This is a genomic window from Micromonospora sp. CA-248089, assembly GCF_050948515.1.
In the GTDB taxonomy this organism is placed as follows: Bacteria; Actinomycetota; Actinomycetes; order Mycobacteriales; family Micromonosporaceae; genus Micromonospora.
Window position 1 is genome coordinate 6319310 of record NZ_CP192016.1, and the last position, 24117, is coordinate 6343426.

Annotated in this window: 24 protein-coding genes, 1 tRNA gene and 1 pseudogene; 9 read left to right on the top strand and 17 right to left on the bottom strand. The window is 73.1% G+C overall.

Going from position 1 to position 24117, the window contains the following annotated elements; all coding sequences use genetic code 11:
- Positions 1–19: 19 nt before the first annotated feature.
- The gene (locus ACQP26_RS29650) at positions 20–1552 is read right to left on the bottom strand and encodes a peptide deformylase (protein WP_269703515.1); all 1533 of its coding nucleotides are present in this window, start codon (positions 1550–1552) and stop codon (positions 20–22) included.
- Between the two features lie 321 nt (positions 1553–1873).
- Between ACQP26_RS29650 and ACQP26_RS29655 the strand changes: the two genes are divergently transcribed.
- Positions 1874–2656 (top strand): hypothetical protein, encoded by a 783-nt coding sequence (locus tag ACQP26_RS29655; RefSeq protein ID WP_269706969.1) that lies wholly within the window; start codon positions 1874–1876, stop codon positions 2654–2656.
- A gap of 4 nt (positions 2657–2660) precedes the next feature.
- Here the strand turns inward: ACQP26_RS29655 and ACQP26_RS29660 are convergent, their stop codons facing one another.
- On the bottom strand, positions 2661–4439 hold the full coding sequence (locus ACQP26_RS29660; RefSeq protein ID WP_433494554.1) for a hypothetical protein: 1779 nt from the start codon (positions 4437–4439) through the stop codon (positions 2661–2663).
- A gap of 209 nt (positions 4440–4648) precedes the next feature.
- Between ACQP26_RS29660 and ACQP26_RS29665 the strand changes: the two genes are divergently transcribed.
- A complete protein-coding gene (locus tag ACQP26_RS29665; RefSeq protein ID WP_433494555.1) occupies positions 4649–5359 on the top strand; it encodes a class I SAM-dependent methyltransferase in 711 nt (236 codons plus the stop codon).
- Positions 5360–5392: 33 nt separating this feature from the next.
- Here the strand turns inward: ACQP26_RS29665 and ACQP26_RS29670 are convergent, their stop codons facing one another.
- From ACQP26_RS29670 to ACQP26_RS29685, 4 genes and pseudogenes are all read right to left on the bottom strand, one after another.
- Positions 5393–5926, bottom strand: coding sequence for a YbhB/YbcL family Raf kinase inhibitor-like protein (locus ACQP26_RS29670; protein WP_350816496.1), 534 nt, complete (start codon positions 5924–5926; stop codon positions 5393–5395).
- A gap of 40 nt (positions 5927–5966) precedes the next feature.
- On the bottom strand, positions 5967–6203 hold the full coding sequence (locus tag ACQP26_RS29675) for a hypothetical protein (RefSeq protein WP_433496237.1): 237 nt from the start codon (positions 6201–6203) through the stop codon (positions 5967–5969).
- Between the two features lie 94 nt (positions 6204–6297).
- Positions 6298–6828 (bottom strand): annotated as a pseudogene (locus ACQP26_RS29680) (DNA alkylation repair protein); the annotation flags it as partial.
- Positions 6829–6931: 103 nt separating this feature from the next.
- Positions 6932–7018 (bottom strand) — tRNA-Ser (locus tag ACQP26_RS29685).
- 235 nt (positions 7019–7253) lie between these two features.
- Here ACQP26_RS29685 and ACQP26_RS29690 point away from each other — a divergent pair.
- On the top strand, positions 7254–8228 hold the full coding sequence (locus ACQP26_RS29690; protein ID WP_433494556.1) for an NAD(P)H-quinone oxidoreductase: 975 nt from the start codon (positions 7254–7256) through the stop codon (positions 8226–8228).
- A gap of 3 nt (positions 8229–8231) precedes the next feature.
- Here ACQP26_RS29690 and soxR read toward each other — a convergent pair whose 3' ends face one another.
- Positions 8232–8684 (bottom strand): redox-sensitive transcriptional activator SoxR, encoded by a 453-nt coding sequence (gene soxR / locus ACQP26_RS29695; RefSeq protein WP_433494557.1) that lies wholly within the window; start codon positions 8682–8684, stop codon positions 8232–8234.
- Between the two features lie 46 nt (positions 8685–8730).
- On the opposite strand from soxR, the gene ACQP26_RS29700 reads away from it, so the two are divergent.
- Complete coding sequence (locus tag ACQP26_RS29700) at positions 8731–9414, top strand: transketolase (protein WP_433494558.1); 684 nt, start codon at positions 8731–8733, stop codon at positions 9412–9414.
- Between the two features lie 14 nt (positions 9415–9428).
- Positions 9429–10304, top strand: a complete 876-nt coding sequence (locus ACQP26_RS29705) for a transketolase family protein (protein WP_433496228.1) — start codon at positions 9429–9431, stop codon at positions 10302–10304.
- Positions 10305–10371: 67 nt separating this feature from the next.
- On the opposite strand, the gene ACQP26_RS29710 is transcribed toward ACQP26_RS29705, so the two are convergent.
- The 6 genes from ACQP26_RS29710 to ACQP26_RS29735 form a co-directional block, all read right to left on the bottom strand.
- Complete coding sequence (locus ACQP26_RS29710; RefSeq protein ID WP_135242490.1) at positions 10372–11082, bottom strand: glycosyltransferase family 2 protein; 711 nt, start codon at positions 11080–11082, stop codon at positions 10372–10374.
- 79 nt (positions 11083–11161) lie between these two features.
- On the bottom strand, positions 11162–11749 hold the full coding sequence (locus tag ACQP26_RS29715; protein WP_433494559.1) for a hypothetical protein: 588 nt from the start codon (positions 11747–11749) through the stop codon (positions 11162–11164).
- Positions 11750–11807: 58 nt separating this feature from the next.
- A complete protein-coding gene (locus ACQP26_RS29720) occupies positions 11808–13250 on the bottom strand; it encodes a sensor histidine kinase (protein WP_433494560.1) in 1443 nt (480 codons plus the stop codon).
- Positions 13243–13926, bottom strand: a complete 684-nt coding sequence (locus ACQP26_RS29725; protein WP_269703507.1) for a response regulator transcription factor — start codon at positions 13924–13926, stop codon at positions 13243–13245. Before ACQP26_RS29725 ends, ACQP26_RS29720 begins: the two co-directional genes overlap by 8 nt.
- 68 nt (positions 13927–13994) lie before the next feature.
- Complete coding sequence (locus ACQP26_RS29730; protein ID WP_013289256.1) at positions 13995–14507, bottom strand: hypothetical protein; 513 nt, start codon at positions 14505–14507, stop codon at positions 13995–13997.
- Between the two features lie 108 nt (positions 14508–14615).
- Positions 14616–15788: a thiolase family protein gene (locus ACQP26_RS29735; protein WP_262013003.1), complete on the bottom strand. Its 1173-nt coding sequence runs from the start codon at positions 15786–15788 to the stop codon at positions 14616–14618.
- 99 nt (positions 15789–15887) lie between these two features.
- Between ACQP26_RS29735 and ACQP26_RS29740 the strand changes: the two genes are divergently transcribed.
- Positions 15888–16322: a PH domain-containing protein gene (locus tag ACQP26_RS29740; protein ID WP_269703506.1), complete on the top strand. Its 435-nt coding sequence runs from the start codon at positions 15888–15890 to the stop codon at positions 16320–16322.
- 6 nt (positions 16323–16328) lie between these two features.
- On the opposite strand, the gene ACQP26_RS29745 is transcribed toward ACQP26_RS29740, so the two are convergent.
- Positions 16329–17270 carry a rhomboid family intramembrane serine protease gene (locus ACQP26_RS29745; protein ID WP_433494561.1) on the bottom strand — a complete coding sequence of 314 codons (942 nt, stop codon included), beginning with the start codon at positions 17268–17270 and terminating at the stop codon, positions 16329–16331.
- Positions 17271–17295: 25 nt separating this feature from the next.
- Entirely contained in the window at positions 17296–17826 is a 531-nt protein-coding gene (locus tag ACQP26_RS29750; protein ID WP_194800379.1) for a peptidylprolyl isomerase, read from the bottom strand.
- A gap of 84 nt (positions 17827–17910) precedes the next feature.
- Between ACQP26_RS29750 and ACQP26_RS29755 the strand changes: the two genes are divergently transcribed.
- Positions 17911–18750, top strand: a complete 840-nt coding sequence (locus ACQP26_RS29755; protein ID WP_269703504.1) for a hypothetical protein — start codon at positions 17911–17913, stop codon at positions 18748–18750.
- Positions 18751–18841: 91 nt separating this feature from the next.
- Here ACQP26_RS29755 and corA read toward each other — a convergent pair whose 3' ends face one another.
- Both corA and ACQP26_RS29765 read right to left on the bottom strand, forming a co-directional pair.
- Positions 18842–19990, bottom strand: coding sequence for a magnesium/cobalt transporter CorA (gene corA / locus ACQP26_RS29760; protein WP_433494562.1), 1149 nt, complete (start codon positions 19988–19990; stop codon positions 18842–18844).
- Between the two features lie 343 nt (positions 19991–20333).
- A complete protein-coding gene (locus ACQP26_RS29765) occupies positions 20334–21428 on the bottom strand; it encodes a PLP-dependent aminotransferase family protein (RefSeq protein WP_269703502.1) in 1095 nt (364 codons plus the stop codon).
- Positions 21429–21627: 199 nt separating this feature from the next.
- On the opposite strand from ACQP26_RS29765, the gene ACQP26_RS29770 reads away from it, so the two are divergent.
- Positions 21628–22506, top strand: a complete 879-nt coding sequence (locus ACQP26_RS29770) for a 3'(2'),5'-bisphosphate nucleotidase CysQ (protein WP_269703500.1) — start codon at positions 21628–21630, stop codon at positions 22504–22506.
- Positions 22507–22607: 101 nt separating this feature from the next.
- Positions 22608–24062, top strand: a complete 1455-nt coding sequence (locus ACQP26_RS29775; RefSeq protein WP_281579494.1) for a hypothetical protein — start codon at positions 22608–22610, stop codon at positions 24060–24062.
- The last annotated feature ends 55 nt before the right edge of the window (positions 24063–24117 follow it).

Genomic DNA, 24117 nt, shown 5'->3' on the forward strand with positions numbered 1-24117 from the left:
CGACCCGGCCCCCCGTTTCTCAGTAACGCCAGGGGGTGCCGGTCTCGCGGTACTCCTCCACCGGTACCAGCGGCACGCCGGGTGCCATCCGGTCGACGTACAGCCGCCCCTCGAGGTGGTCGATCTCGTGCGCGACCAGCCGCGCCATCGCGTACTCGAAGGACGTGATCACCCGGCTGCCGTCCCACAGGGCGTGTTCCACGTCGATCCGCAGCGGCCGGGGCACCAGGCCGCGGTGGTCGAAGAAGGAGAGGCAGCCCTCGTACTGCTCGTCGGTCTCGGCGGCGGCGTCCACCACCCGGGGGTTGAGCAGCACCACCGGGTCGGCCGCCCGGTCGGCCGGGCGCACGAGCGCCGCCGACCAGCCGATGCCGAGCTGGGGCGCGGCGAGGCCGACGCCCTTGCTGAACGGGTGCAGCTCGTCCAAGCGGACCAGCATCGCGGCGAGCCGGTCCATCACCTGCCGGGCGTGCGGTTCGTCGGCCGGCAGGTCGAACTGGCGGGCCCGCTGCCGCAGCAGGTCGTCGCCCCGCTGCACGATGCCGACTGCGCGCATCCGGTCGCTGGCCCGTACCCGGGCGCCGCCGGTGGGCACGCTGTCCGGTTCGGCGTCCGGCTCGGGACTGCGGAACCGCCACTGCATCCGGTAGCGGGCGTTCAGCGGCGGGTCGTCGGTCCCCCAGTCGAAGACCACCCGGCCGCCGTCCACCGCACGCTGGATCGGGGTACGCAGCGGGCCCTCCTCCGCCGACAGCGAGGTCTCCGCACCCCACACCTTGGGGTCGAGGTCCGCAGGCAGGTCGAGCCGCACCGCCAGGTGCCGGGTGGGCAGGCGTACGGCCCGCTGGAACCAGGGGCCCCACTTGTCCCGGCCGACGCGGTACGCGTACTCGATGGTGACCCGGTCGCCGGGGTAGAGCGGGAAGCGTCCCTCGTCGTTCTCGAACAGCAGCCAGATCTCCTTGAACGCGTCCCGGTCGTGCTTGGCCCGCCAGTGCATCGGCTCGCGTCCGTTCCCGTCGTCCCGGTACGCGGTGAGTTGCAGCTCGGCGAAGGTGAGCGGGTGTTCCCGGTGGTGCCGGTTGGAGCGGCCCGGGTCGTTGGGGTAGCGGTCGACGGCGACCCGGACCAGGTAGCGGGTGACCGGTTCGGTTCCCGCGTTGTACAGCTCCCGCCGGATCGCACAGTGGTAGCTGTCACCGGTGTGGGTGAGCGTGGCCGCCTCCCGTTCCACCACCAGGCCGGTCCCCGGAGGCAGCCACTGGCCAGGGACGGGTGGATCGCGGTGCGCCGCGCCGGTGCGGCCGTGCCGCAGCTCGTCGTACTCCCGGAAGCGCTGCCAGATCGCGCCGCTGGCCTCCAGGACGGCCTCGGCCCGGCGGGCGAAGTCCTCGGTGGGCCGGTGCCGGCGCCCTTCGACGTGGCTGACGTAGGACGGGTCGAAGCCCATCATGGTGGCGAGTTGCTTCTTGGACAGCCCTCGGCCGGTCCGGTGCCGGGCGAGTTCGGCCGCGAACGAGTCCGCGGCACGCTCGATCGGTGAGGTCGTCATCAGCTTCCTCGTACGCGGGAAGACCATTTTCACGTTGAGTGGCCGAACGTGTACGGAAACTGCCTCGTATTCGACATTCACCTTGACTTTTCAGCGACGTACGCCGATCCTTACGCCGTCCGCCGCCGGTTCTCCGGCGGCGTTTTCCGTCGTCCGGGCCGGGTAGTACGCGACGGCGCGCCAGTGACGGGGACCTCCCCGCGATGCCGCGGCACCTCTTCCCCTCCCGCCGGGAGGGTGGTTAGGCTAGCCTTAGCTTTGGTCGACGACAGGCGCCGACCGCAGGGCGACAGGACAGGGGACGGCCAGGTGACTGCGGTGATGCCGGGGCGCGACGCCGCAACCCCGCTTGCCCCGGTGACCGCGACCCTGCGCGCCATGTTCGGCACCGACGACCTGCCCGGCCTCGCGCCCGGCCTGCTGGTCCACGACGAGCTGGATCGCTGGTCCCCCGCCACCCGCCTGATCGACGGCACGCTGCTGTCCGAGTTCCTGACCGCCGCCGGCCGCCGCTGGGGCGGCACCCCGCACGCCTGCGCCGCGCTGGCCTGGAAGTCCTACAGCTACTGGACCGCGCTCCCAGCGGTGCTCGGCTGGGCGTCCGCCCGCCGGGTGCCGCTGCTCGGCCCGGCCGACGTGCTCGTGCACTTCGAGGACCACCACCAGCTCCTCACGCTGGGGCTGCGCGCCTCCACCCCGGTGGCGGTGCTGCCGAGCGACCCGCTGGCGCTCGCCGGCGCTCCGGGCGTCCTGGTGGTCCCGGACGAGGCGGCGCTGCTCGGCGCGCTGCGCGCGTCCCTGCTCGACGCCCACTTCGCGCCGCTGATCGGCGCCATCCAGGGCGAGGTCCGGATCGGCACCCGTACGCTGCTCGGCTCGGTGGCCTCCGGCATCGCGCACGGCATCCTGCGGGCGTCGGACGCGCTGCCCGGCTCGTCCACCGCGGCCGTCGGCGCGGTGCTGGACGCGCTCGACCTCAGCGACCTGGTCGAGCTGGTGCCCGGCCCGGGCGGCGAGCCGACGGTGCAGCGACGCACCTGCTGCCTGGCGTTCACGCTGCCCCGGCCCAAGGTGTGCCAGGGCTGCTGCGTCCGCCAGGGCTGACCGCTCAGTCGGCCAGCGGCCGGACGTCCCACAACCACACCCCGCCGGTACGCCTCGGCGTGATCCCGCTCAGCTCGGTCATCGCCCGGCGCAGCGCCTCGGCCTGCGGCAGCCGGGGATCGAGGATCACCGCGCCGGCCCGCCAGTAGCGCAGGTCGTCCACGGCGGCCACCCGGTCCTGCGGCGTGATCGGCGGAACCGCGTCGGTGCGCCGTACCGTCTCGAAGAACGTGCTCGTCGGGCGCGGCGGCGCGGTGAACAGGGCGATCCGGTCCCCGCCGGGGCGGGTGTCCGGATAGAGGAAGTAGCCGCGGGCCAGCGGCATGTCCAGCCGGGTCTCGGCGGACCAGCGCAGCGGGACCGCGTACGTGGTGTCGGGCAGCGGCAGCGTGACGATGCTCCGCCCGTCGGCGACGTAGGGACGCCAGGCGCCGGAGGTGACGAACGCCGGGGTCGGGTCGAGGCGCTTGGCCGGCAGCGGGGTGGGCAGGATCGGCAGCAGCGCCATGGCGAGCACGGTGACAGTGGCGAACCGGATCTGGTCGCGCGCGTCCGGGTGCCGTACGGCCAGCCGCCGGACCCGCTCGGCGCCGAACGCGAGCAGCACGCCGATGATCGGGGTGAGCGCGAGCGACCAGCGGGTGGGCACCACCGAGTGCAGGACCGGCAGGTTCTCCAGCGCGGCCCAGGGGCCGGGGATGCCGGTGTCCTGCCCGTCGTAGCGGATCTCCCGGCCGAGCGAGAAGAGCGCGAACACGAGCCCGACCGCCGCCAGCCCGAGCACCACGGCGTTGCGGCGCATCCACCAGACCAGCGCGATCACCAGGATCACCAGCGGCCAGCCGAAGAACGCGTTCTCCTCGGTGGCGTTCTTGACGAGCGGTTCGCTGCCCCGGGCGTCGCCCGCGAGCGACTCGCGCGACCAGGCCACGTACGCGGCGAGGTCGGTGGAGTAGCCCCGGATCAGCGTGGAGAGCCCGCTGTACGCGCCCGGGCCGAAGAACTGGACCCAGAGCGGGTACGCGAGCAGCGCGCCGGCGACCACAGCGGCCACCCCGAGCCCGGCGGCGAAGGGGCGGGCCGCCGACCGGAGGGCGGGCCGCCCGAGCGCCAGCGCGAGCACCACCACGCCGAGCCCGATGGCGGTCATCAGCAGGATCTCCAGGTTGAGGAACGCCTGCCAGACGATCACCAGGCCGAGCAGGACGCCGTTGCGCAGCCAGCGCCCAGGTTCGGCCAGGCGCAGCGTCCGCCAGATGATCAGCGGCACCACGTACTGGCTGACGATGTTGGGGTGCGAGTTGGCGTGCGAGATCATCGCCGGCGCGAACGCGCAGAAGGCGGCACCGAGCCAGGCCGGGCCACGGGACTTCACGACAACTCGGGAGAGCAGGAAATACCAGGACACGCCGGTGGCGGCGAGCCCGAGAGTGAGGAAAATCAGAAAGGACCAGCGCGGACCCGCCCAGAGCGTGATCGGGGTCAGCGGCAATGAAACGGATAATACGGACGTATTAGCCATGAGATTGACGACATCCGGCACATTCATCCGGTCCGAGGTGAACGGATAGGCGAAATCAGTGACGACTCGCGCACCATGCGCCATCATCCATTCGAATTGCGCCTGATCTGTCCGATTGTCCCGAATGCCGTTGCGCGGGTCGATCCACAGCCGAGCGGTCACCCAGAACGCGAGCAGCACGAAGCTGAGCACGGCGAGCGCGTCGATCCGCCTACCCTGCCCCGCTTTCGTCGGGTCCGCCGCTGATTCCGGAGTAGTCATGACATTTCAGAGCGTAGTCAGGGAATGACCGGCAGGTGCAATGTTCCGCAGACTCACGTACTATGTACCGAGTTCGCCGACCGCCGATCAGGCACCCCTCCGCATCACAATTCGGCCCCCTATCCGTCCCCCGATTTCCCCCTCGGTCATCCAGATGGTTGACTCTGACGGTCCAGGCGCGGGTCAGTCATATCGTGAGGAATCGACGCATGGCAGAAATCACTGGGGATCAGCGCGTCCAGTCCGAGGTGCTCGAAGGCCTCGCGACAGCGGTCAACCACCGGCAGTGGTTCGTCGAGCTGGCGGTGCCCTACCTCGGTGACAACCCGATCGAGATCGGCAGCGGCCTGGGCGACTACGCCTCCGCGTGGGCGGCGTACGCACCCCGGATCACCGCCACCGAGGCCGACCCGGACCGGCTGGTCCAGCTCAAGGAGCGGCTGTCCGACCACCCGGGCGTCGAGGTCCGGCAGATGCTCCTCCCGCACCACGAACGCGGCGACTACAGCGCGGCCGTGTCCTACAACGTGCTCGAGCACATCGACGACCACGTGGGCGCGCTGCGCAGCATGCGCGACCTGGTCCGCCCCGGCGGCGCCGTGGTCATCATCGTGCCGGCGTTCCAGTTCGCCATGAGCCCCGCCGACATCGCCACCGGCCACGTCCGCCGCTACACGAAGAAGACGCTCGCCGCGGCGATGACCGAGGCCGGCCTCACGGTCGAGCGGATCCACTACGCCAACGCGCTCGGCCTGATCGGCTACTTCATGGCCACCAAGGTCTTCCGGCTGATGCCGAAGGAGGGCCCGATGGTGAAGGTGTACGACACGCTCGTACTGCCGGTCACCAAGGCCGCCGAGCAGCGCGTCCGGCCGCCCTTCGGCCAGTCCGTCTTCGCTGTCGCCCGCGTACCGGCCTGAGGGCCGGGGGCCGCGACGGCCCCCGGCCGCCCGTCACTCCTTGATCTGGTACGTGGGGCGGATGACCGCCCGGGCCAGGGTGTGGAACGCCAGGTTGAAGCCGACGAAGGCCGGGCTGGCCCCGGCGGGGATGTCGAGACGGTCCACGTCCACCGCGTGCACCGCGAACACGTACCGGTGCGGACGGTCCCCGGCGGGCGGCGCCGCGCCCCCGTAGCCGGTGTCGCCGTAGTCGTTGCGGACGCTGAACGCGCCGCCGAGGTCGGCCTCACGCACGCCGGTGGGCAGCTCGGTGACGGACGCGGGCAGGTTCACCAGCACCCAGTGCCAGAAGCCGCTGCCGGTCGGTGCGTCCGGGTCGAAGCAGGTGACCACGAAGCTCCTGGTCTCGGCCGGGAAGCCCGACCAGGACAGCTGCGGTGAGACGTTCTCGCCGCCGGTGCTCCCGTGCGCGTACCGCGCGTCCATCGGCTCGCCGTTGTGCACGTCGTCGCTGGTCAGGTCGAACGACGGCACCGTCGGCAGCAGCTCGTACGGGTCCGGGGCGATCGGTCGTTCCAGGGTCATCGAAACGGTCCTTCCGGGTACGCGAATGTCCTGCGCCCCTTCATACCCCGTTGTCCGCGCCGCCGTGCTGTCGGCGCACCATCTCGTTGATCCAGACCGGCGCGTACGGCGACGTGCAGCCCGGCGGCGTCGGGTAGTCCTTGAGCACCCCGAGCCGCTCGCCGATGCCGATCGCGCGGTCCCGGTACGCGGCGTGCTCGATCCCGATCTGCGCCAGGCAGTGGTTCATCGCCCACTGGAGGCGCTCCGGCGCACCGGCCATCTCCGCCTCGATCATGTCGAGCAGACCGGCCAGGTCCAGCCCGTCCGGGTTCCGCGCGCTCGGTGGTCAGCGCCCAGCCGGCGCTCGCCACCACCGGATCGGGATCGGCCGACCAGGCCAGGCGCAGCGGTTCCGCGTACGGGCTCTTCTTCACCACGTAGTTGACGAGCCAGTCGTGCACCTTCGGCGTACGCGCCTCGCGCAGCATCGCGTCCAGCTCGTCCCGCCCGTACGCCTTCGGCCGGCAGGTCAGCAGCGCCAGCAGCCGTGCCGCGCTGTCCCCGGTCGCCCACAGCTCGCGCGCGAGGTCCTGCTGCGTCTTCAGCCGTTTCGCGATCGCCCGCAGCTTGCCCAGGTTGACCCCGTGGTCGTCGCCGTGCCGCTCGTTGACCGCGCGGATCTTCGGATCGTCGAGCGCGGCCAGCTCGGCCGTCACCCCGGCCACCGTCGTCGTCTCCGCCACCAGGCCCTCCCGCCGTCGCCGCACCCCGCAGCCTACGACCGCCCGGGTCGCCGGTCGCCGGTCGCCGGTCGCCGGTCGCCGGTCGCCGGTCGCCGGTCGCCGGTCGCCGGTCGCCGGTCGCCGGTCGCCGGTCGCCGGAAGAAGAATGCACCCAAGACGCTTATGACTCTCGGTCATATTTATGACCCAGAGGCATAAGCCGCAGAGGCGATGGTTACTTCCGGGGCGACACGCCGATGCGTCCGCACGCGCGGCCGACCGACGGCGAGGTGGGAGTGGGCGGAGGGTGTGGGATTCGAACCCACGAAGACATCGCTGCCTTACCGGTTTTCAAGACCAGCGCCATCGGCCACTAGGCGAACCCTCCCGGCACGCCCCCGAGGGGTGCGCGACCGGGGACCAGTCTGCCACGAACGCCGTACCGGGCAAGCCGCCGTCCCACCTCCGGTGCGAGAACGGGTGCGCGCGGGAGAGCCCGGCAGTGGTGCTGATCAGCGGAATCATGGCCGCCGGCAGGTCCACAGTGGCCGGCGGGGCCGGCGCGGCGGCTCCCCCGGGCGGTGCACCTGCGCGGCGACGGGCAGATCGGGTAAGACTGAGTCATGCGCGCGATCACGATCACCGAACCCGGCGGACCCGAGGCGCTCGTCTGGACCCACGTGCCGGACCCGGAGCCCGGCCCCGGTGAGGTGGTCGTGGAGGTGCGTGCCAGCGCGGTGAACCGGGCCGACCTGTTGCAGCGGCAGGGGCACTACCCACCGCCGCCGGGCGCGTCCGCGTACCCCGGTCTGGAGTGTTCGGGGACAGTGCGTGCGCTCGGTCCCGGCGTGACCGGCTGGTCGGTGGGCCAGGAGGTGTGCGCGCTGCTCGCCGGCGGCGGCTACGCCGAGCAGGTCGCGGTGCCGGCCGGGCAGTTGCTGCCGGTGCCGGCCGGGGTGGATCTGGTCGACGCGGCGGCGCTGCCGGAGGTGGCCTGCACGGTCTGGTCGAACGTGGTGGACCTGGCCCGGCTGGCCGAGGGCGACACGCTGCTGGTGCACGGCGGCGGCAGCGGGATCGGCACGTTCGCGATCCAGCTGGGCGTGGCGCTGGGCGCGACGGTGGTGGTGACCGCCCGTTCGGCGAAGCACGAGCGGCTGCGTGAGCTGGGCGCCGCCCACACGATCGACTACCGCGAGCAGGACTTCGTGGACGAGGTACGCCGGGTCACCGACGGCCGGGGCGCGGACGTGATCCTGGACATCATGGGCGCGTCCTACCTGCCCCGGAACGTGGCGGCGCTGGCGACCGGCGGCCGGCTCGTGGTGATCGGCATGCAGGGCGGCCGCAAGGGCGAACTCGACCTGGGGATGCTGCTGGCGAAGCGGGCGGCGGTGCACGCGACCGCGCTGCGGTCCCGCCCGGTCGAACAGAAGGCGGCGATCGCCCGGGGCGTACGCGAGCAGGTGTGGCCCCTGGTGGAGGCGGGCCGGATCCGGCCGGTGGTGCACGCCCGGGTGGACATGGCCGACGCCGCCGCCGCGCACCGCCTGGTGGAGACGAACGACCACCTGGGCAAGGTGCTGCTGGTCCGGTGAGGGTCAGCCCTGGCCGGAAGGCGGGAGCATGAGGCGCGGGCCGGGGCCCTCGGCGGCGAGCGAATCGCCGGGGTTGTAGAGCGTGCAGCGCTGCAACGACAGGCAGCCGCAGCCGATGCAGCCGTCCAGGTCGTCGCGGAGCTTGCCGAGCAGCCGGATCCGCTCGTCCAGCCGGTCCCGCCACGCGCGTGACAGCGCGGCCCAGTCGTCGGGGGTGGGGGTACGCCCCGCCGGCAGCGAGTCCAGCGCCGCCCGGATCTCCTCCAGCGAGACACCCACCTGCTGGGAGATCCGGATGAACGCGACCCGGCGCAGCTCGGTGCGGGCGTAGCGGCGCTGGTTGCCGCCGGTGCGGGCGGCGTGGATCAGGCCGAGCCGCTCGTAGTAGCGCAGCGCCGAGGGGGCGACGCCACTGCGGTCGGCGAGCTGCCCGATGGTCAGTGTTGCTTCGTGCATCACACGGCCTTGAGTTGAAGTTCGCTTCAAGTCCGAGGCTAACGGTATGACGACGACCACTGCCACTGATCTGGGCACGCTCCTGGACCGGGTGCGCGCCGGCCGCGAGTTCGGCGCCAACGTGTACTCGACGCTCGACGTGCTCCAGGTGCTCTACGACCGGGTGCTCCGGATCACCCCGGCCACCCTGGACGACCCGGACCGGGACCGCTTCCTGCTCTCCAAGGGCCACGCGGTCGCCGGGTACTACGCGCTGCTCGCCGCCCGCGGCTTCGTACCGCCCGAGTGGCTGGACGACCAGGGCGGCCCGGCGAGCCGGCTCGGCGACCACCCGGACCGCACGCTGGTGCCGGGCGTCGAGATCGGTTCCGGTTCGCTCGGCCACGGGCTCGGGCTGGGCGTGGGCACCGCGCTCGGGCTGCGGGCCCAGGACCGCACCGAACCCCGGGTGTACGTGCTGCTCGGCGACGCCGAGCTGGACGAGGGCTCCAACCACGAGGCGATCGCATACGCGGGCGCGACCGGGCTCGGCAACCTGACCGCGATCGTGCTGGACAACCGCTCGGCCACGTACGGCTGGCCGGGCGGCGCGGCGAGCCGGTTCACGGTGAACGGGTGGAGCGCCGCAACAGTGGACGGGCGCGACCACGACGCCCTGCACGCCGCCCTCACCGGGCACGACGATCACCGGCCGCACGTCGTCGTCGCGGTCGTCACGGACGGGGAGTGACAATGACCAGCACCATGCGGGACGCGTTCGTGACCAGCACCGAGGAGGTGCTCGCCGATCCGCGGACGACTGTCGTGCTCGCCGACATCTCCGCCGCCGCGTTCGAGCCGGCCGCCGCCCGCTACCCGGACCGGGTGGTGAACGTGGGCATCCGGGAGCAGTTGATGGTCGGCGTCGCCGGTGGGCTGGCGCTGACCGGGCAGCGGCCGATCGTGCACAGCTACGCCCCGTTCCTGGGCGAGCGGGCGTACGAGCAGATCAAGCTGGACCTCGACCACCAGGGCGTCGGCGCGGTGCTCGTCGGCATCGGCGGCTCGTACGACCGGGCGGAGGCGGGACGCACCCACCTCGGCCCGGCGGACGTGGCCTTGCTGGACACGCTGGACGGCTGGACGGTGCACGTGCCGGGGCACCCGGACGAGGTCCGGCCGCTGCTGCGCGACGTGGTGTGCGGGCAGGACTCGGCGTACCTGCGGTTGTCGATCCAGGCCAACGCGCGGGCGTACCCGCAGGCGGGTGACCTGCACGTGGTCCGGGACGCCGGGCCGGGCGCGCCGCTGCTGGTGGCGGTCGGTCCGGTGCTGGACGCGGCGGTGGCCGCGGTCGCCGACCGGCCGGTCACGGTGGCGTACACCCATCGGCCGCGGCCGTTCGACACGGCCGGGCTGCGGGCGCTCGCCGCGACTGAGGTGGTTCTGGTCGAGCCGTACCTGGCGGGCACCTCGACGCGGGTGGTGTCGGAGGCGCTGGCCGACCGGCCGCACCGGCTGCTGGCGCTCGGGGTGGGCCGCAGGGACCTGCGCCGCTACGGCACCGCCGACGACCACGAACGCTGGCACGGCCTGGACGCCGCCGGGCTGCGCCGCTCGGTCGACGCGTTCCTCGGCTGAGCGGTCCGGACACGACGGAACCCCGCGACCTCGGCTCGTGCCGGGCTCGCGGGGTTCCGTCGACGGCTCAGTGCGCGGCGGCGGGACCGGCCGGGCGGCGGCGGGCGCGCTCGCGGGCCAGGATCCAGATCGCCTCGACGCCGTCCTTCCAGGTGATCTTCTTGCCCTCCTCGCGGCCCCGCGCGCGGTAGCTGATCGGCACCTCGTACGGGCGGATGCGGCGGCGCAGCAGCTTGCCGGTGACCTCGGCCTCCATGCCGAAGCCACGGGAGCGGACCTGGAGCGAGCGGTACAGCTCCAGCGGCATCAGCTTGAAGCAGGTCTCCAGGTCGCCGATGTAGGAGTTGTAGAGCACGTTCGCGGCGAGCGTGACGCCCTTGTTGCCCATCACGTACCAGAAGCTGTACGAGCTGTGGCTGCCGAAGGTCCGGTTGCCGTAGACGACTGTGGCCCGGCCGTCGAGCACGGGCTCCAGCAGGCGCGGGATGTCCTGCGGGTCGTACTCCAGGTCGGCGTCGAGGATGACCATGTACTCACCCTCGGCGCTGTCGACGGCGGTCTTGATGGCCGCGCCCTTGCCGGCGTTGCGCTGGTGGGTGATCACCCGCAGGCGGGCGTCGTCCACGCGGCCGAGGACCTCGCCGGTGCCGTCCCGGCTGCCGTCGTCCACGACGACGAGCTCGATCTCGCAGGGGTAGTCCACCGCCAATGCCTGCTTGAGGGCATCCGCGATACGTTCTTCCTCGTTGTAGACCGGCATGAGGATCGAGAGCTTCACGGAATCTCCACGGAGGCGATGGCAGGTCGGGGCATAGCGTAGCCTGGCACATTGCTCAGGTCACGACAGCCCGGGCACCCTATTCCTGACGAAGTGGTACGACCACGAGCCGGGCCACGCTCCGGTCGCCCTCCTTGGCACCGGCCACCCCGACCGTCGTACCGATCTTGATATCGCTCGATCGGATCGTGGTCCGGCGCTCGACCACCCGCAGTTTCTCGCCGAACGTCCACGTCACTGTGAAACCGTCGGTGGACTTGACGGTCATCGACCTGTCGTCGATCGCTGTCACCTCGCCGCGCTGGACCGCGACCGTCTTCGTACCGCCGTCCCTGGTCTTCACCACCGCCTCGCCGTGCAGCGTGTTGCGCCGCAGCAACACCCGGGCCCGGTGCCGCTCGTGGCCCTTCTTCGCCCGCTCGCCCTTGCCGTCCGGCCCGGCCTGCGGGGTGCCGGAGGGGGCCGGCGCGGCGACCGGGTCCACGTCCAGTTCCCCGGCGTCCAGGCCGAGCGCGGCGAGCGCCTGGCCGTCCGCGCCCAGGGCGGCGCTCACCTCGACCGCGTCGTCCGGCGCCGGGCCGGACCGGGTCGCGCCGCACCCGGCCAGCCCGAGCGCCGCTGCGGCGAGCAGTGCGGTGGCGCCGGTGACGATTCGCTGACGTGCCATCAGTGGTCCTCTCCTCGCGGTGACGAGCCGAGCGTTCCGCACCGATGCGAGGAGACGGTCAAGCCGATGTTCGAGCCCGGTAAGGATCCGGCGGCACCCGGACGGTGAACGCGGCCCCGCCCTCCGGGGCGTGCCCGGCGGCGATGTCCCCGCCGAGCCGGCGGACCAGCCCGGCGGCGAGCGCCAGGCCGAGCCCGCTGCCCACCTTGCGCACCCCCCGGTACCGCTCGTGCAGCGCGCCACGCTCGAACGCCACCCGCAGGTCGTCGTCGGTGAAGCCGGGTCCGCCGTCCCGGACCTCCAGCACGCCGCCGCCCGCCGGGCCGTCGGCCCGGACCGCGAGCACCACCGGCGCGCCCGGGGGTACGACCCGCAGCGCGTTCTCCAGCAGTCCGTCCACGACCTGCCGGATCCGGCCCGGGTCGGTGTATGCCGGCACCGGCACCCCCGGTGTCTCCAGCCGGAACGGCACCCCGAGCGCCGCACACCGGCCGGACCAGGCACGCTCCGCGTCGGCGGCGAGCCCGGTCAGGTCGACCGGCACCGGTTCCAGCGGGAAGTCGACCGCCTCCAGCCGGGCCAGCGCCAGCAGGTCACGGACCAGCCGGTCCAGGTGTTCGGCCTCGGCGAGCACGGTCCGGCCGGTCGCCGGCACCGCATCGGCCTCGATCACCCCGTCGGCCAGCGCCTCGGCGTAGCCACGGATGGCGGTGAGCGGGGTCCGCAACTCGTGCGAGACGGAGAGCAGGAACTCGCGCTGCCGCCCCTCGCTCGTGGCGAGCGCGGCGGCCAGGCCGTTCAGCGCGTGCGCCAGGTCGGCCACCTCGTCGGGCGGCTCGACCGGCACCCGGACCGCCCGGTCCCCGGCGCGCAGCCGCGCGGCGGCGGTGGCGGCGGTACGGATCGGCCGGGCCAGCCGGCGGGCGAGCAGCAGTCCGGCGGCGGCACCGGCGGCGAGTCCGGCGAGCAGCGGCAGCCAGAGTCCGCGCAGCACCTCCCGCCAGGGCGCGGCGCTGCGGGCACGGGTCAGCACCACGCCGTCCCCGCCGGGCAGCGCCCGCGCCTCGACCAGCCGGCGTTCCCCGTCGACCAGCCGCCGCCCGGAGACGTTCTCGCCGCGGGCGACCCGCGTCACCAGCGGTGCGGGCAGGCCCGGCCGGTCGGCCCGTCCGTCCCGGATCACGTACACGTCGATCTGCTGCTGACGCAGCTGCCGGATGAGCCGGTCTCCGGCGCCGTCGCGTTGGCGTACCGCCCGCACCCGGAGCACGTCGGCGGCTAGGCGGGCCTGGGCGGCCAGCGCCTCCCGGTCCCGGCGCTCCGCGCCGCGTACCGCCAGGGGCACCGCGACGAGCGCGGTGACGAGGACCGACACCAGTGCCACCGCGCAGGTGGCGAGCACGGCGCGGGCGGTGAGGGTCCGCCCGGGGCGGCGCGGCATCGGCACCGTGGGCGGCGGCGGCACCATGGGCGGCGGCGGCACGGCGGGCTGCTCAGGCATCGGCGGCGTACCCGACGCCCCGGTGTGTGCGGATCACGCTGCCCGGGCCGAGTTTGGCCCGCACCTGCGCCACGTGCACGTCGACGGTCCGGGTACCGGCGTGCGCCGCGTACCCCCACACGCCGGCAAGCAGTTCCTCCCGCGTGAACACCCGGCCGGGACGCGCCATCAGGTGGGCGAGCAGGTCGAACTCGGTGGAGGTGAGCTGCACCGGCGTACCGGCGGCGGTCACCGTCCGGCGGGCCGGGTCGAGTGTGACGGCGCCGAGCGTGCGGGGCTGCTCGGCGGGCGTGCCCGCGGTGCGGCGCAGCACCGCCCGCAGCCGGGCGAGCAGCTCGCGAGGGCTGAACGGCTTGGTGACGTAGTCGTCGGCGCCCAGCTCCAGGCCGACGACGCGGTCCACCTCGTCGTCGCGGGCGGTGAGGAAGATGACAGGCGTCCAGTCGCCGTCCGCGCGCAGCCGGCGGCAGATCTCGGTGCCGGCCAGGCCGGGCAGCGCGATGTCGAGCACGCAGGCCACCGGGCGCAGGCGCCGCGCGGCGGCCAGCCCGGCCTCGCCGTCCCGTTCCAGGTGTACGCCGAACCCGTCCCGGGTCAGGTAGAGCCGGACCAGGTCGGCGATGGCCGGCTCGTCCTCCACCACGAGGACGAGCCCGGGCGGGGCGGCGGTGGTCACCGGCTCATGATGACCGACCGGCGACCGGCGGGCCGGTCAGGGAATGTTCGGATCAGGTAAGGAGAAGGTCAGCGGGCCGGGGCGGGCCGGAGCACCGTCGGGCGGGCGCCCGCCGGTGACTCGCCGATGGTCGCCACCACCCGCTCGGCCGGCGTACGCAGGCGGGTGCGGAAGGCGTGGTTGAGCAGTGCGTCGAGCTGCCACACCTGCTTCGGGTGGTGGGTACGCAGGACGAAACGCTCGCGTACCCCGTCGATCGCGGTGGCCGCCAGCTCCACACTGTGCGCGCGGGCGTCGGGGCTCCACGTCACGTTGCTCAGCTCGCGCAGTTCGGTGTTGAGGTGCAGGCGCAGCCGGTGCAGCACCCGGGTCTGCCGGGTGACCACCAGCCGCCGGTGGGTGAGGAGCATCAGGTAGTCGCCGCCCACCGGGTCGTCCGGGCGGCTGCACCGGGTGACCAGGATGGTCGCGTCGCCGGAGCCGACGCACCGGCGGAACACCGGCATGTGCCGGGTGACGGTCTGGGTCGCCAGGCCGGTCTCGGCGGCGGCCGGAAGGAACGTTCGCGAGAACACGTCCATGCCCGGTCCAACGAGCCGATGACCAGGGGTGATATGGGTCACGCCCGATTTCTGGAACTTCCACACGTGCAAGTCGCACCCGCGGTGCGACACCGGCGGCCGGTCGGGTCAGAGCAGCTCGACGATCGTGGCGTTGGCCATGCCGCCGCCCTCGCACATGGTCTGGAGGCCGTAGCGAATGCCGTTGTCCCGCATGTGCTGGAGCATCGTCGTCATGATCCGCGCGCCGGACCCGCCGAGCGGGTGACCGAGCGCGATCGCCCCGCCCCGGGGGTTGAGCCGCTCCGGGTCCGCCTCGGTCTCGGCCAGCCAGGCCAGCGGCACCGGGGCGAACGCCTCGTTCACCTCGTACACCCCGATCTCCTCGATGCCCAGCCCCGCGCGGCGCAGCGCCTTCGCGGTGGCCGGGATCGGCGCGGTGAGCATGGTGACCGGATCGTCGGCGGCGACCACCGCGGTGTGCACCCGGGCCAGCGGGCGCAGGCCGTGCCGGCTGGCCCACTCGGCGGTGGTGACCGCGAGCGCGGCGGCGCCGTCGGAGATCTGCGACGCGGACCCGGCGGTGACCACGCCGTCGGCGCGGAACGGGGTGGGCAGCTCGCCCAGCTTGGCCAGCGAGGTGTCGCGGCGGATGCCCTCGTCGGCGGAGAACTTGCCGCCGTCGGCGAGCGCCACCGGGGCCAGCTCGGCCTCGAACGCGCCCGCGTCCTGCGCGGCTGCCGCCTTCTCGTGGCTGGCCAGCGCGAACTCGTCGAGCTGGGTACGCGAGAAGCGCCACCGCTGCGCGATCAGCTCGGCCCCGACGCCCTGGTTGAACGGCAACGGGGAGTCCTCCGCGACGCCCTCGACGCCGCGGTAGCGCTCCAGGATCGCCGCGCTGAACGGCATGCCACCGGCGACGCTGGAACCCATCGGCACCCGGGTCATCGACTCGACGCCACCGGCGACGACCAGGTCGGCCTGACCGGAGAGAACAGTCGCGGCGGCGAAGTGCAGCGCCTGCTGGCTCGACCCGCACTGGCGGTCGAGCGTGGTGCCCGGGACCGACTCCGGCCAGCCGGCGGCGAGCACGGCGTTGCGGGCCACGTTCCAGGACTGCTCGCCGACCTGCGACACACAGCCCCACACGACGTCGTCGACCTGGCCCGGGTCGATGCCGGTGCGCTCGGCGAGGGCGCGCAGCACGTGCGCCGAGAGGTCGACCGGGTGCACTCCGGCGAGGCTGCCCTTGCGCCGCCCGACCGGGGTCCGTACCGCGCCGACGATGACCGCGTCACTCATGTCTACTCCCCGGTAACCTCGCTTGCCCCGATACTACGTGCTCCCCGTACCGGCCGTCCTCTCCCGGCGTGCGGCCGGGACGGCTGGCATGCTGGGTGGATGGATCCACAGTCGCCGCCGGTCCGGCAGTGGCGGGTACCGCGCGAGGTGCCGGTGCTCAAGGCGCTCGGTGCGCTCGCGCTGCTGGCCCTGGGGCTGGTCTTCGCCGGCGGTGATCCGGTCCGGCCGGCGCTCGCCGGGCTGGCCGCCGCCGGCCTGCTCGCCTGGGCGCTGCGCGACGTGGTCGCGCCGGTCCGCCTCGCCGTCGATCCGGACGGGTTGACCGTGCTGCGGGGATTCGCCGGGCGGCGCCGGTTGCCGTGGGACGCGGTGGAGGCGATCCGCCTGGACCGGCGTGCCCGGCGCGGGATCACCGCCGAGACGCTGGAGATCGACGCGGGGGAGTCGCTGCACCTGTTCGGCCGCCGTGACCTGGACGCGCCGCTGGACGAGGTGGCCGCGGCGCTGACCGAGGCCCGCCCCGCCGCACGATGAGGCCGGTCAGCCGAGCAGGGCGGCGGTCCGGACCAGGGTCAGGCCGATCAACGCGACCAGCACGATGGCGCAGCCCGCCACCTGGAACACGGTCCGCCGCGACCGGGGCGCGTACGCCAGGACCAGCGCCACCAGCGCGCCGGCCACGAGACCGCCGAGGTGCCCGGCCACCGAGATGCTCGGCACGGTGAACGTGAAGATCAGGTTGATCACCAGAATGGGCACGATGGCCGAGGTGTCCCGGCCGAGCCGCCGCATGATCACGAAGATCGCGGCGAACAGGCCGAAGACCGCCGTCGAGGCGCCGGCCGTGAAGCGGTTCGGCTCGGTGAACACGTACGCCGCGACGTTGCCGCCCAGCCCGGCGAGCAGATAGAGCGCCAGGAAGCGCATCGGCCCGAGCACCGCCTCCAGCGTCCGGCCGAGCACCCAGAGCGCCCACATGTTCAGCAGCAGGTGCAGCACGCCGTAGTGCAGGAACATGGCGGTGACCAGCCGGTACCACTCGCCGTCGGCCACCCCGCCGACGTGCCCGTCGGGGAAGCGCGCCAGGCCCAGCACCGCCCCCCACTCGGTGAGCGGGGTCCCGTTGCCCATCAGGCCGCCGAGGCCGCCGCCGGCCACCGCGGTTCCGCTGCGGGCCGAGAGGATGGACAGCAGCATCATCGCCACGTTCAGCGCGATCAGCGCCTTCGTGACATTGCCCTGGCGGCCGGCGGCACCGCCACCGAAGGCGGTGCGCGCCGGCCGCACGCTGCGGCGGCCCTCGGCGACGCACTCCGGGCACTGGTGGCCGACGGAGGCGTCCCGCATGCACTCGGTGCAGATCGGCCGGTCGCACCGACTGCACCGGATGTACGTCTCCCGACCGGGGTGCCGGTAGCAGACCGGAGTGGTCGGCACCGGACCCCCGGTGGCGTCGCCTGGCTGGCCGGAGCGCTCAGTCATGCGAGCAAAGGTACCCGCGTGCCGGTCAGGACTGCTTGTGCTCGATCTCGACCCGCTCGATCACCACGTCCTGCAGCGGCCGGTCGCTCGGGCCGGTCGGGGTGTTGGCGATCGAGTCGACCACCTTCGCGGACTGCTCGTCGGCCACCTGGCCGAAGATGGTGTGCCGGTTGTTCAGGTGTGGCGTGGGCGACACCGTGATGAAGAACTGCGAGCCGTTGGTGCCCGGCCCGGCGTTCGCCATCGCCAGCAGGTACGGCCGGTCGAAGCGCAGCTCGGGGTGGAACTCGTCGGCGAACTTGTAGCCCGGGCCACCGCGACCGGTGCCGGTCGGGTCGCCCATCTGAATCATGAAACCGCTGATCACGCGGTGCGAGACGGTGCCGTCGTAGTACGGACCGCTGCCCGGCTGACCGGTACGCGGGTCGATGTACTCCCGGGTGCCCTCGGCCAGCTCCACGAAGTTGCGGACGGTCTTCGGCGCGTGGTTCGGGAAGAGCTCCAGCCGGATCGGGCCGGCGTTGGTGTGCAAGGTGGCGTAGACAGCCTCGGCCACGGGTACTCCTCACTCGTAGTTCAGTTCCTTGCGGATCCTCCCATGTGCCCGATCTGGCCATGCGGAGGCATTCGAAGGTGGAGGATGACGAAGGAACAACTCCCAGGAGGTGGGACCGTGTTTGGAATCGGGCGGCGAAAGACCCAGGGCCAGCTCGCGAAGGTCGAGCTGAACCAGGGCATCGGTCACCTGAGGCAAGCCGCCACGCACGCGGCGAAGGGTGCCGGCGCCACTGTCGGCCCGCGGGTCCAGGCAGCCCGGGGTGCCGTCGCGCCGACCGCGGTCCTGGTCCGGGACCGCGCGTCCAGCGGGTTCGCGTCGACCGCCGCGGCGCTCGCGCCGGTGCTGCTGGCCGTGCGCAACGCCCGGGTCGAGGCCGCCGGCAAGGCGTCGGACGGCCGCAAGGTGATGGCCAAGAAGCAGGCCGCGATGACCAAGAAGGCGAAGAACATGAAGCCCGGAAAGAAGAAGCAGCGCAGGTCGCGGGGCATGACCGCGGGCCTGCTGGTGGCCGGCACCGTCGCCGGCCTGGCCGGTGCGATGGCCATGCGCCGCCGCCGCGAGCAGCAGGAGTGGGCCGAGTACGACCCGACCGGCACGCTCGGCGCGACGGGCACGCTCGGCGCGAGCGGTCGGGACAAGCTGGAGCCGATGCGGGAGGACGTGGACACGATCGTGGTGGAGACCCCGGACGCGAGCGCGAAGGTGACCCAGGCCGGCCCGACCGGCGCCGGTTCCTCGGCGGTGGCCAAGGGCAGCAGCGCGTCGACCGCCACCTCCGGCAGCCAGCCGGTGATCCACCCGAACGACCAGGTTCCCTCCGTCGCCGAGGGTGCCCGGGACGTCTCCGGCCGCCCGGCCGACGACATCACCAAGGCCGTGCAGGCCGGCAAGAACGCCGCGAAGGCCGGCGGTCGCCGCTGACCTCGTACCGTCGGATCAGCGCCGGCACGCGGGACACCCCGCGTGGCCGGCGCTTCCGCGTGTACGGGGCGGCGTGGCGCGGGCCCGGCGGCTACAGCCAGCCGTTGCGCCGGAACAGACGGTAGAGCGTGAAGGACGCCGCGAGCATCAGCGCCCAGACGCCCGGATAGCCGTACGTCCACTTCAGCTCGGGCATGTTGTCGAAGTTCATGCCGTAGATGCCGGCGATCGCCGTCCACACCGCACCGATCGCGGCCCAGGCGGCGATCTTGCGCATGTCGTTGTTCTGGTCGACGGTGACCTGGGCCAGCCGGGCCTGGAGGATCGAGTTGAGCAGGTCGTCGTAGGAGTTCACCTGCTCGACCGTGCGGCTGAGGTGGTCCTGCACGTCGCGGAAGTAGCGCCGTACCTCCTGCGGCACCGCGCGGTTGACCTGCGCGGTGAGCGTCATCAGCGGGCGCTGCAGCGGCACCACCGCCCGCTTGAACTCGACCAGTTCCCGCTTCATCTGGTAGATCCGCTGGATCCGGCCGCTGCTCTGCCGGTCGAAGACGTCCGCCTCCAGCACGTCGAGGTCGTCCTCCAGCCGGTCGGCCACCTCCAGGTAGAGGTCCACCACCCGGTCGGTGATCGCGTACGCGACCGCCCACGGGCCTTGCCGCAGCAGGTCCCGCTTCGCCTCCAGGTCGGCGCGCACCGGCGCCAGCCGGCAGGCGTCGCCGTGCCGCACGCTGATCACGAAGTGCGGCCCGATGAAGAGCATCACCTGGCCGGTCTCCACCACCTCGGAGTTCTCGGTCAGTTCGGTGTGCTCGCAGTAGCGGGCGGTGCGCAGCACCAGGAAGACGATCTCGCCGAAGTGCTCCAGCTTGGGGCGCTGCTGGGCCTTCACCGCGTCCTCCACGGCGAGTTCGTGCAGGCCGAAGGTGGCGGCGATCTCGGTCATCTCGGTCAGGTCCGGCTCGTGCAGGCCGAGCCAGACGAAGCCGTCCCGCTCCTGCCGGGCCGCGGCAAGCGCGTCGGCGTACTGGGGGCGGCCGGGCCGGCGCTCGCCGTCGACGTACAGCCCGCAGTCGACGATGCCGCTGCGCTCCGGGCCGGTCGGCTGGGCCGTACGCGGGGAGCCGTCGGCGTTGAGGATGCGGGACATCGCGCGTACCGGGGCCGACCAGGCGCGGGGGCGCAGTGCCCGGCTGCCGTCGGTGCCGGCGGTTCGGTCGCGTGCCACCCGGTCCGTCATCTCTCGCCCCCTCTCCCTAGAGCTGCGGCTTGCAGGTTACGCCGACCGGCGGGAAGCGCAGCGCGGGCGCGGGCGCGGGGAACCGGTGGTTGCGACGGGTGTCACGCGGCGGCGCCGGGCGGGCCGGGCCGCGTCAGGGGGGTGAGGGGCGACACGGCCCACCCGGCACCCCTTGGGGGCGGGAGTGATGCTGGGCGTGCCGCCGGCCCGGCCGGTCGTCCGGCGTGCGGGCAGGTCACCTGCCAAAGGTGAGCGGCACTCGCAGCATTGTGGGGTGCCGGCCGGCCCGGCGGGAGTGCCGAACCGGCCAGCGGGGCCTTTTTGTCAGAAACCCGACAGAAAATCAGCCGCGTACGGCGGCCATCGCCTCGGCGAGACGCCGCACACCCTCGTCGATCCGGTCCGCCGTCACCGCCGAGTACGCCAGGCGCAGCGCGTGCCGGCCGCCGTCGACCATGAAGTCACTGCCCTTCACCACCGCCACGCCACGCTCGGCGGCGGCCGGGGCGAGCCGGTCGACCTCGACGTCCTCCGGCAGCTCGACCCAGAGGAAGTAGCCGCCGTCCGGCTCCACGAACCGGGCCTCCGGGATGTGCCGGCGCAGCGACTCGGCCAGCACCGCCGACCGCTCGCCGAGCGCCGAGCGGACCGTCCGGATCGACTCGTCGATCGCGCCGGAGACGCAGAACTGGTGCACGATCGCCTGCGCCACCATGCCCGGCGAGATGTAGAGGTTCGTGGCCCGCTTCGCGATCGCCGCGATCAGCTCGGCCGGGCCGACCAGGTAGCCGACGCGTACGCCCGGGCACACCGTCTTGGTGAAGCTGGAGGCGTGCACCACCACGCCCCGGGTGTCCATCGACAACATCGACGGCAGCGGCTCGCCGCGGAACCGGATGTCCGCGTACGGGTCGTCCTCGAAGATCGTGAAGTCGTACTCGGCGGCCAGGTCCAGCAGCTCACGGCGCTTCTCCAGGGAGAGCGTCACGCCGGCCGGGTTCTGGTAGTTGGGGATCACGTGCGCGAGCCGCGGCCGTACCCCGGACTCCAGCAGCTTGCGCAGCTCGGCGGTGTCCAGGCCGTCCGGCTGGACCGTCACGCCGTGCACCTCGCCGCCCATCTGCTTGAGGTTGAGCAGCGTGCGGTCGTACGTCGGACGCTCGACCACCACCGCGTCGCCCCGGCGGACCAGGTGGTCGAAGAGGAACGCGTCGGCCTGCAACGAGCCGTTGGTGATCAGCACCTGGTCGGCCTCGACACCGTGCTTCTCGGCGATCCACTTCCGCAAGGGCGGGTAGCCGACGGAGGTGCCGTACGCGGTGACCCCGGCGGGGTCGGCGTCGAAGGCGCGGACAGCGGCGGCCTTGAGCCCTTCGACATCGACGATGTCCAGCGAAGGCGCGCCACGGGCGAACGAGATCAGCTGCTCGGCGGTCATGCGCAGAGCCTAGGGCCTGGCGCGGCGGGTCCGACCGCGATACACGCGAAGTTCAACATGCGGGCGGCCGGGCGGGTCACCGGGTGCGTCCGGGGGATCCGACAGCAGTTCCCGACTGTCTACGATCCGACGGACGCTGGCGCCGGTCCGACCGGACGCCGAAGGATGACGGGTCGCGGCAGACCCGGGAGAACAAGGGATGAGGCTCGTGACCGAGGACGAGGCGGGACGGCTCGACGACCAGCGGTTCGCGCAGTGGCTGGCGACCGAGGCCGGCAAGGCGCTCACCGCGCTGCGGGACCGGCAGGGCTTCGCCGACCCGAAGGCGCTCAAGGACGCCGGCGACCGCGCGTCGCACGAGCTGATGACGGCGGCGCTGTCCCGGCTGCGGCCGGCCGACGCGGTGCTCTCCGAGGAGGAGGCCGACGCGCGCCGCGCGTGGGCGGACGGCGAGCGCGCACCCCGGCACGAGGCGGACCGGGTCTGGATCATCGACCCGCTGGACGGCACCCGCGAGTTCTCCGAGGAGGGGCGGGACGACTGGGCGGTGCACGTGGCGCTCTGGCAGCGCTCCGCCGCCCCGGACGGCGCCCTGGTCGCCGGCGCGGTCGGCATGCCCGCCCGGACCACCGTGGACGGTACGCCGCTCGTGCTCGGCACCACCTGCCCGCAGCCGAAGGCGTCGGACGGGCCGATCCGGATCGCGGTCAGCCGCAGCCGCCCGCCCGCGTTCGTGGGCGAGCTGGTCGAGATGCTCGGCGCCACCGCCGTGCCGATGGGCTCGGCCGGTGTGAAGGTCTGCGCGGTGGTGACCGGCGAGGTCGACGCGTACGTCCACGCGGGCGGTCAGTACGAGTGGGACAGCGCCGCCCCGGTCGCCGTGGCGCTGGGTGCGGGCATGCACGCGTCCCGGATCGACGGTTCGCCGCTGCGCTACAACCGCGCCGACCCGCGCCTGCCCGATCTGCTGGTCTGCCGGCCGGAACTGGCCGACCAGTTGCTCGACGCGATCGCCCGGACCGGGGTCGAGATGCCCGCTTCGACCGTCACCGACAACCACGGTCAGGCGTTCGGTTGAGTGTCACGGTACGTACGGCCAGGTGGATGAGGGTTATCGTCGGGCAGGTATGCGTGGCGATCTGAGCCCCGACCACGGGCCGCCGACAGCCAGGGAGGGTCATGCCGGCCGACCGAGAGCCGCACAATGCCTTCGGGCAGCCGACCGGCCTGTGGCCGGGTCAGGACATTCCGCGCCAGGGTGGCGGCCCGTCGCTGCCCTGGCCGGAGGCCGAGAGCGCGCCACCACCGGCACCGGCCCGCGCCGGCGGTGACCTGCCCTGGCCCGAGCATGAACGGCCCGACGCCGGTCACCACGACGGGCCCGGGCACGACCCGGCCGGCTGGGACGCCGCGCCCGGCGCCACGAACGGCTGGGCGCCGCAGCACGACGGCGGCACCGCGGCGACCGCCACGCTGACCGGACCGCCCCCGGTGGACGTTCCACACGGGCCGGCCACCGGTGGGCCCGGCCGCCCGCCCGCGCCGCCGCTCGCCCCCGCGCCGTCGCCCGGAGGCTCCCGTCGTCGCTGGCGGGTCGCCCTCGCGGCGGCACTGGTCCTGGCCGTGGCCGGCAGCGGGGTCGCGGTGGCTACGCTGCGACCCGACGCGGCGGAACGGCAGGCCGGCGGGACGCCCGGCTCGGTCGGACCGGCCACCTCGATGGGCCCGGGCACGCCCGCCACCCCGGGCGCGTCCCCGACCGCCGACCAGGGTCTCGGCGGCAAGCCCTCGGCGCGTCCGTCGGCCTCCGCCGACGCCGGGCCGGCCTTCAGCGGTACGCGACTGACGCTGCCCGGCGCCTCGATCGGTGTGCAGAACGGGGAGACGTTCGGTCAGGCGCTGGCCCGGTCCGACCGGACCTTCGGCAAGCTGCGGATGGCCCGGATCTTCTTCCCCGGCCTGCCGCCGGCCTGGTCCGGCAGCCGGGCCGACGTGGTGGACCGGACCGTCGTGGTGTCCTTCAAGGCGTCGCCGCAGGAGGTCAACACCGGCAAGTTCGACTCCCGCCTGACCTCCTGGTTCTCCTCGATCCCGCGCGAGCACAACGTCTACTGGTCGTACTTCCACGAGCCGGAGGACGACGTCGAGCGCGGCGCGTTCAGCACGGCGGCGTACCGGACGGCGTGGAAGCGGATCGCCGGCCTGGCCGACCGGACCGGCAACCCCAAGCTCATCAACACGCTGATCCTGATGTGCTGGACGCTGGATCCGAAGTCCGGGCGCAGCTTCGACGCGTTCTACCCCGGTGGCGACGTGATCGAGGCGCTCGGCTGGGACTGCTACAACTGGGGCAAGAAGTGGAAGCGGTACGCCTCGCCGCAGGAGATCTACGGCCCCATGATCAGCAAGTCGAAGGCGCTCGGCAAGCCGTGGGGCGTCGCGGAGACCGGCAGCGACCTGGTGCCGGGTGACGCCGGCAGCGGCCGGGCGGCCTGGATCCGGTCGATGACCGGCTTCCTCAACGGCCAGCGCCCGGAGTTCGTGGCGTACTACAACCAGACGGTCGACCAGGGCGACTTCCGGCTGCTCGACCAGCCGAGCATCCAGGCGTGGAAGTCCTTCTGCACGGCCTGATCGCGACGCGACGACAACGGGCGGGCGACCTCGGTCGCCCGCCCGTTTCGCGTAC

Excerpts from the sequence above, each read along its gene's own strand:
- ACQP26_RS29650 (WP_269703515.1), bottom strand. The coding sequence starts at position 1,552 with ATGACGACCTCACCGATCGAGCGTGCCGCGGACTCGTTCGCGGCCGAA.
- ACQP26_RS29655 (WP_269706969.1), top strand. The coding sequence starts at position 1,874 with ATGCCGGGGCGCGACGCCGCAACCCCGCTTGCCCCGGTGACCGCGACC.
- ACQP26_RS29660 (WP_433494554.1), bottom strand. The coding sequence starts at position 4,439 with ATGACTACTCCGGAATCAGCGGCGGACCCGACGAAAGCGGGGCAGGGT.
- ACQP26_RS29665 (WP_433494555.1), top strand. The coding sequence starts at position 4,649 with ATGGCAGAAATCACTGGGGATCAGCGCGTCCAGTCCGAGGTGCTCGAA.
- ACQP26_RS29670 (WP_350816496.1), bottom strand. The coding sequence starts at position 5,926 with ATGACCCTGGAACGACCGATCGCCCCGGACCCGTACGAGCTGCTGCCG.
- ACQP26_RS29675 (WP_433496237.1), bottom strand. The coding sequence starts at position 6,203 with ATGATCGAGGCGGAGATGGCCGGTGCGCCGGAGCGCCTCCAGTGGGCG.
- ACQP26_RS29690 (WP_433494556.1), top strand. The coding sequence starts at position 7,254 with ATGCGCGCGATCACGATCACCGAACCCGGCGGACCCGAGGCGCTCGTC.
- soxR (WP_433494557.1), bottom strand. The coding sequence starts at position 8,684 with ATGCACGAAGCAACACTGACCATCGGGCAGCTCGCCGACCGCAGTGGC.
- ACQP26_RS29700 (WP_433494558.1), top strand. The coding sequence starts at position 8,731 with ATGACGACGACCACTGCCACTGATCTGGGCACGCTCCTGGACCGGGTG.
- ACQP26_RS29705 (WP_433496228.1), top strand. The coding sequence starts at position 9,429 with ATGCGGGACGCGTTCGTGACCAGCACCGAGGAGGTGCTCGCCGATCCG.
- ACQP26_RS29715 (WP_433494559.1), bottom strand. The coding sequence starts at position 11,749 with ATGGCACGTCAGCGAATCGTCACCGGCGCCACCGCACTGCTCGCCGCA.
- ACQP26_RS29720 (WP_433494560.1), bottom strand. The coding sequence starts at position 13,250 with ATGCCTGAGCAGCCCGCCGTGCCGCCGCCGCCCATGGTGCCGCCGCCG.
- ACQP26_RS29730 (WP_013289256.1), bottom strand. The coding sequence starts at position 14,507 with ATGGACGTGTTCTCGCGAACGTTCCTTCCGGCCGCCGCCGAGACCGGC.
- ACQP26_RS29735 (WP_262013003.1), bottom strand. The coding sequence starts at position 15,788 with ATGAGTGACGCGGTCATCGTCGGCGCGGTACGGACCCCGGTCGGGCGG.
- ACQP26_RS29740 (WP_269703506.1), top strand. The coding sequence starts at position 15,888 with ATGGATCCACAGTCGCCGCCGGTCCGGCAGTGGCGGGTACCGCGCGAG.
- ACQP26_RS29745 (WP_433494561.1), bottom strand. The coding sequence starts at position 17,270 with ATGACTGAGCGCTCCGGCCAGCCAGGCGACGCCACCGGGGGTCCGGTG.
- ACQP26_RS29755 (WP_269703504.1), top strand. The coding sequence starts at position 17,911 with ATGACGAAGGAACAACTCCCAGGAGGTGGGACCGTGTTTGGAATCGGG.
- corA (WP_433494562.1), bottom strand. The coding sequence starts at position 19,990 with ATGACGGACCGGGTGGCACGCGACCGAACCGCCGGCACCGACGGCAGC.
- ACQP26_RS29765 (WP_269703502.1), bottom strand. The coding sequence starts at position 21,428 with ATGACCGCCGAGCAGCTGATCTCGTTCGCCCGTGGCGCGCCTTCGCTG.
- ACQP26_RS29770 (WP_269703500.1), top strand. The coding sequence starts at position 21,628 with ATGAGGCTCGTGACCGAGGACGAGGCGGGACGGCTCGACGACCAGCGG.
- ACQP26_RS29775 (WP_281579494.1), top strand. The coding sequence starts at position 22,608 with ATGCCGGCCGACCGAGAGCCGCACAATGCCTTCGGGCAGCCGACCGGC.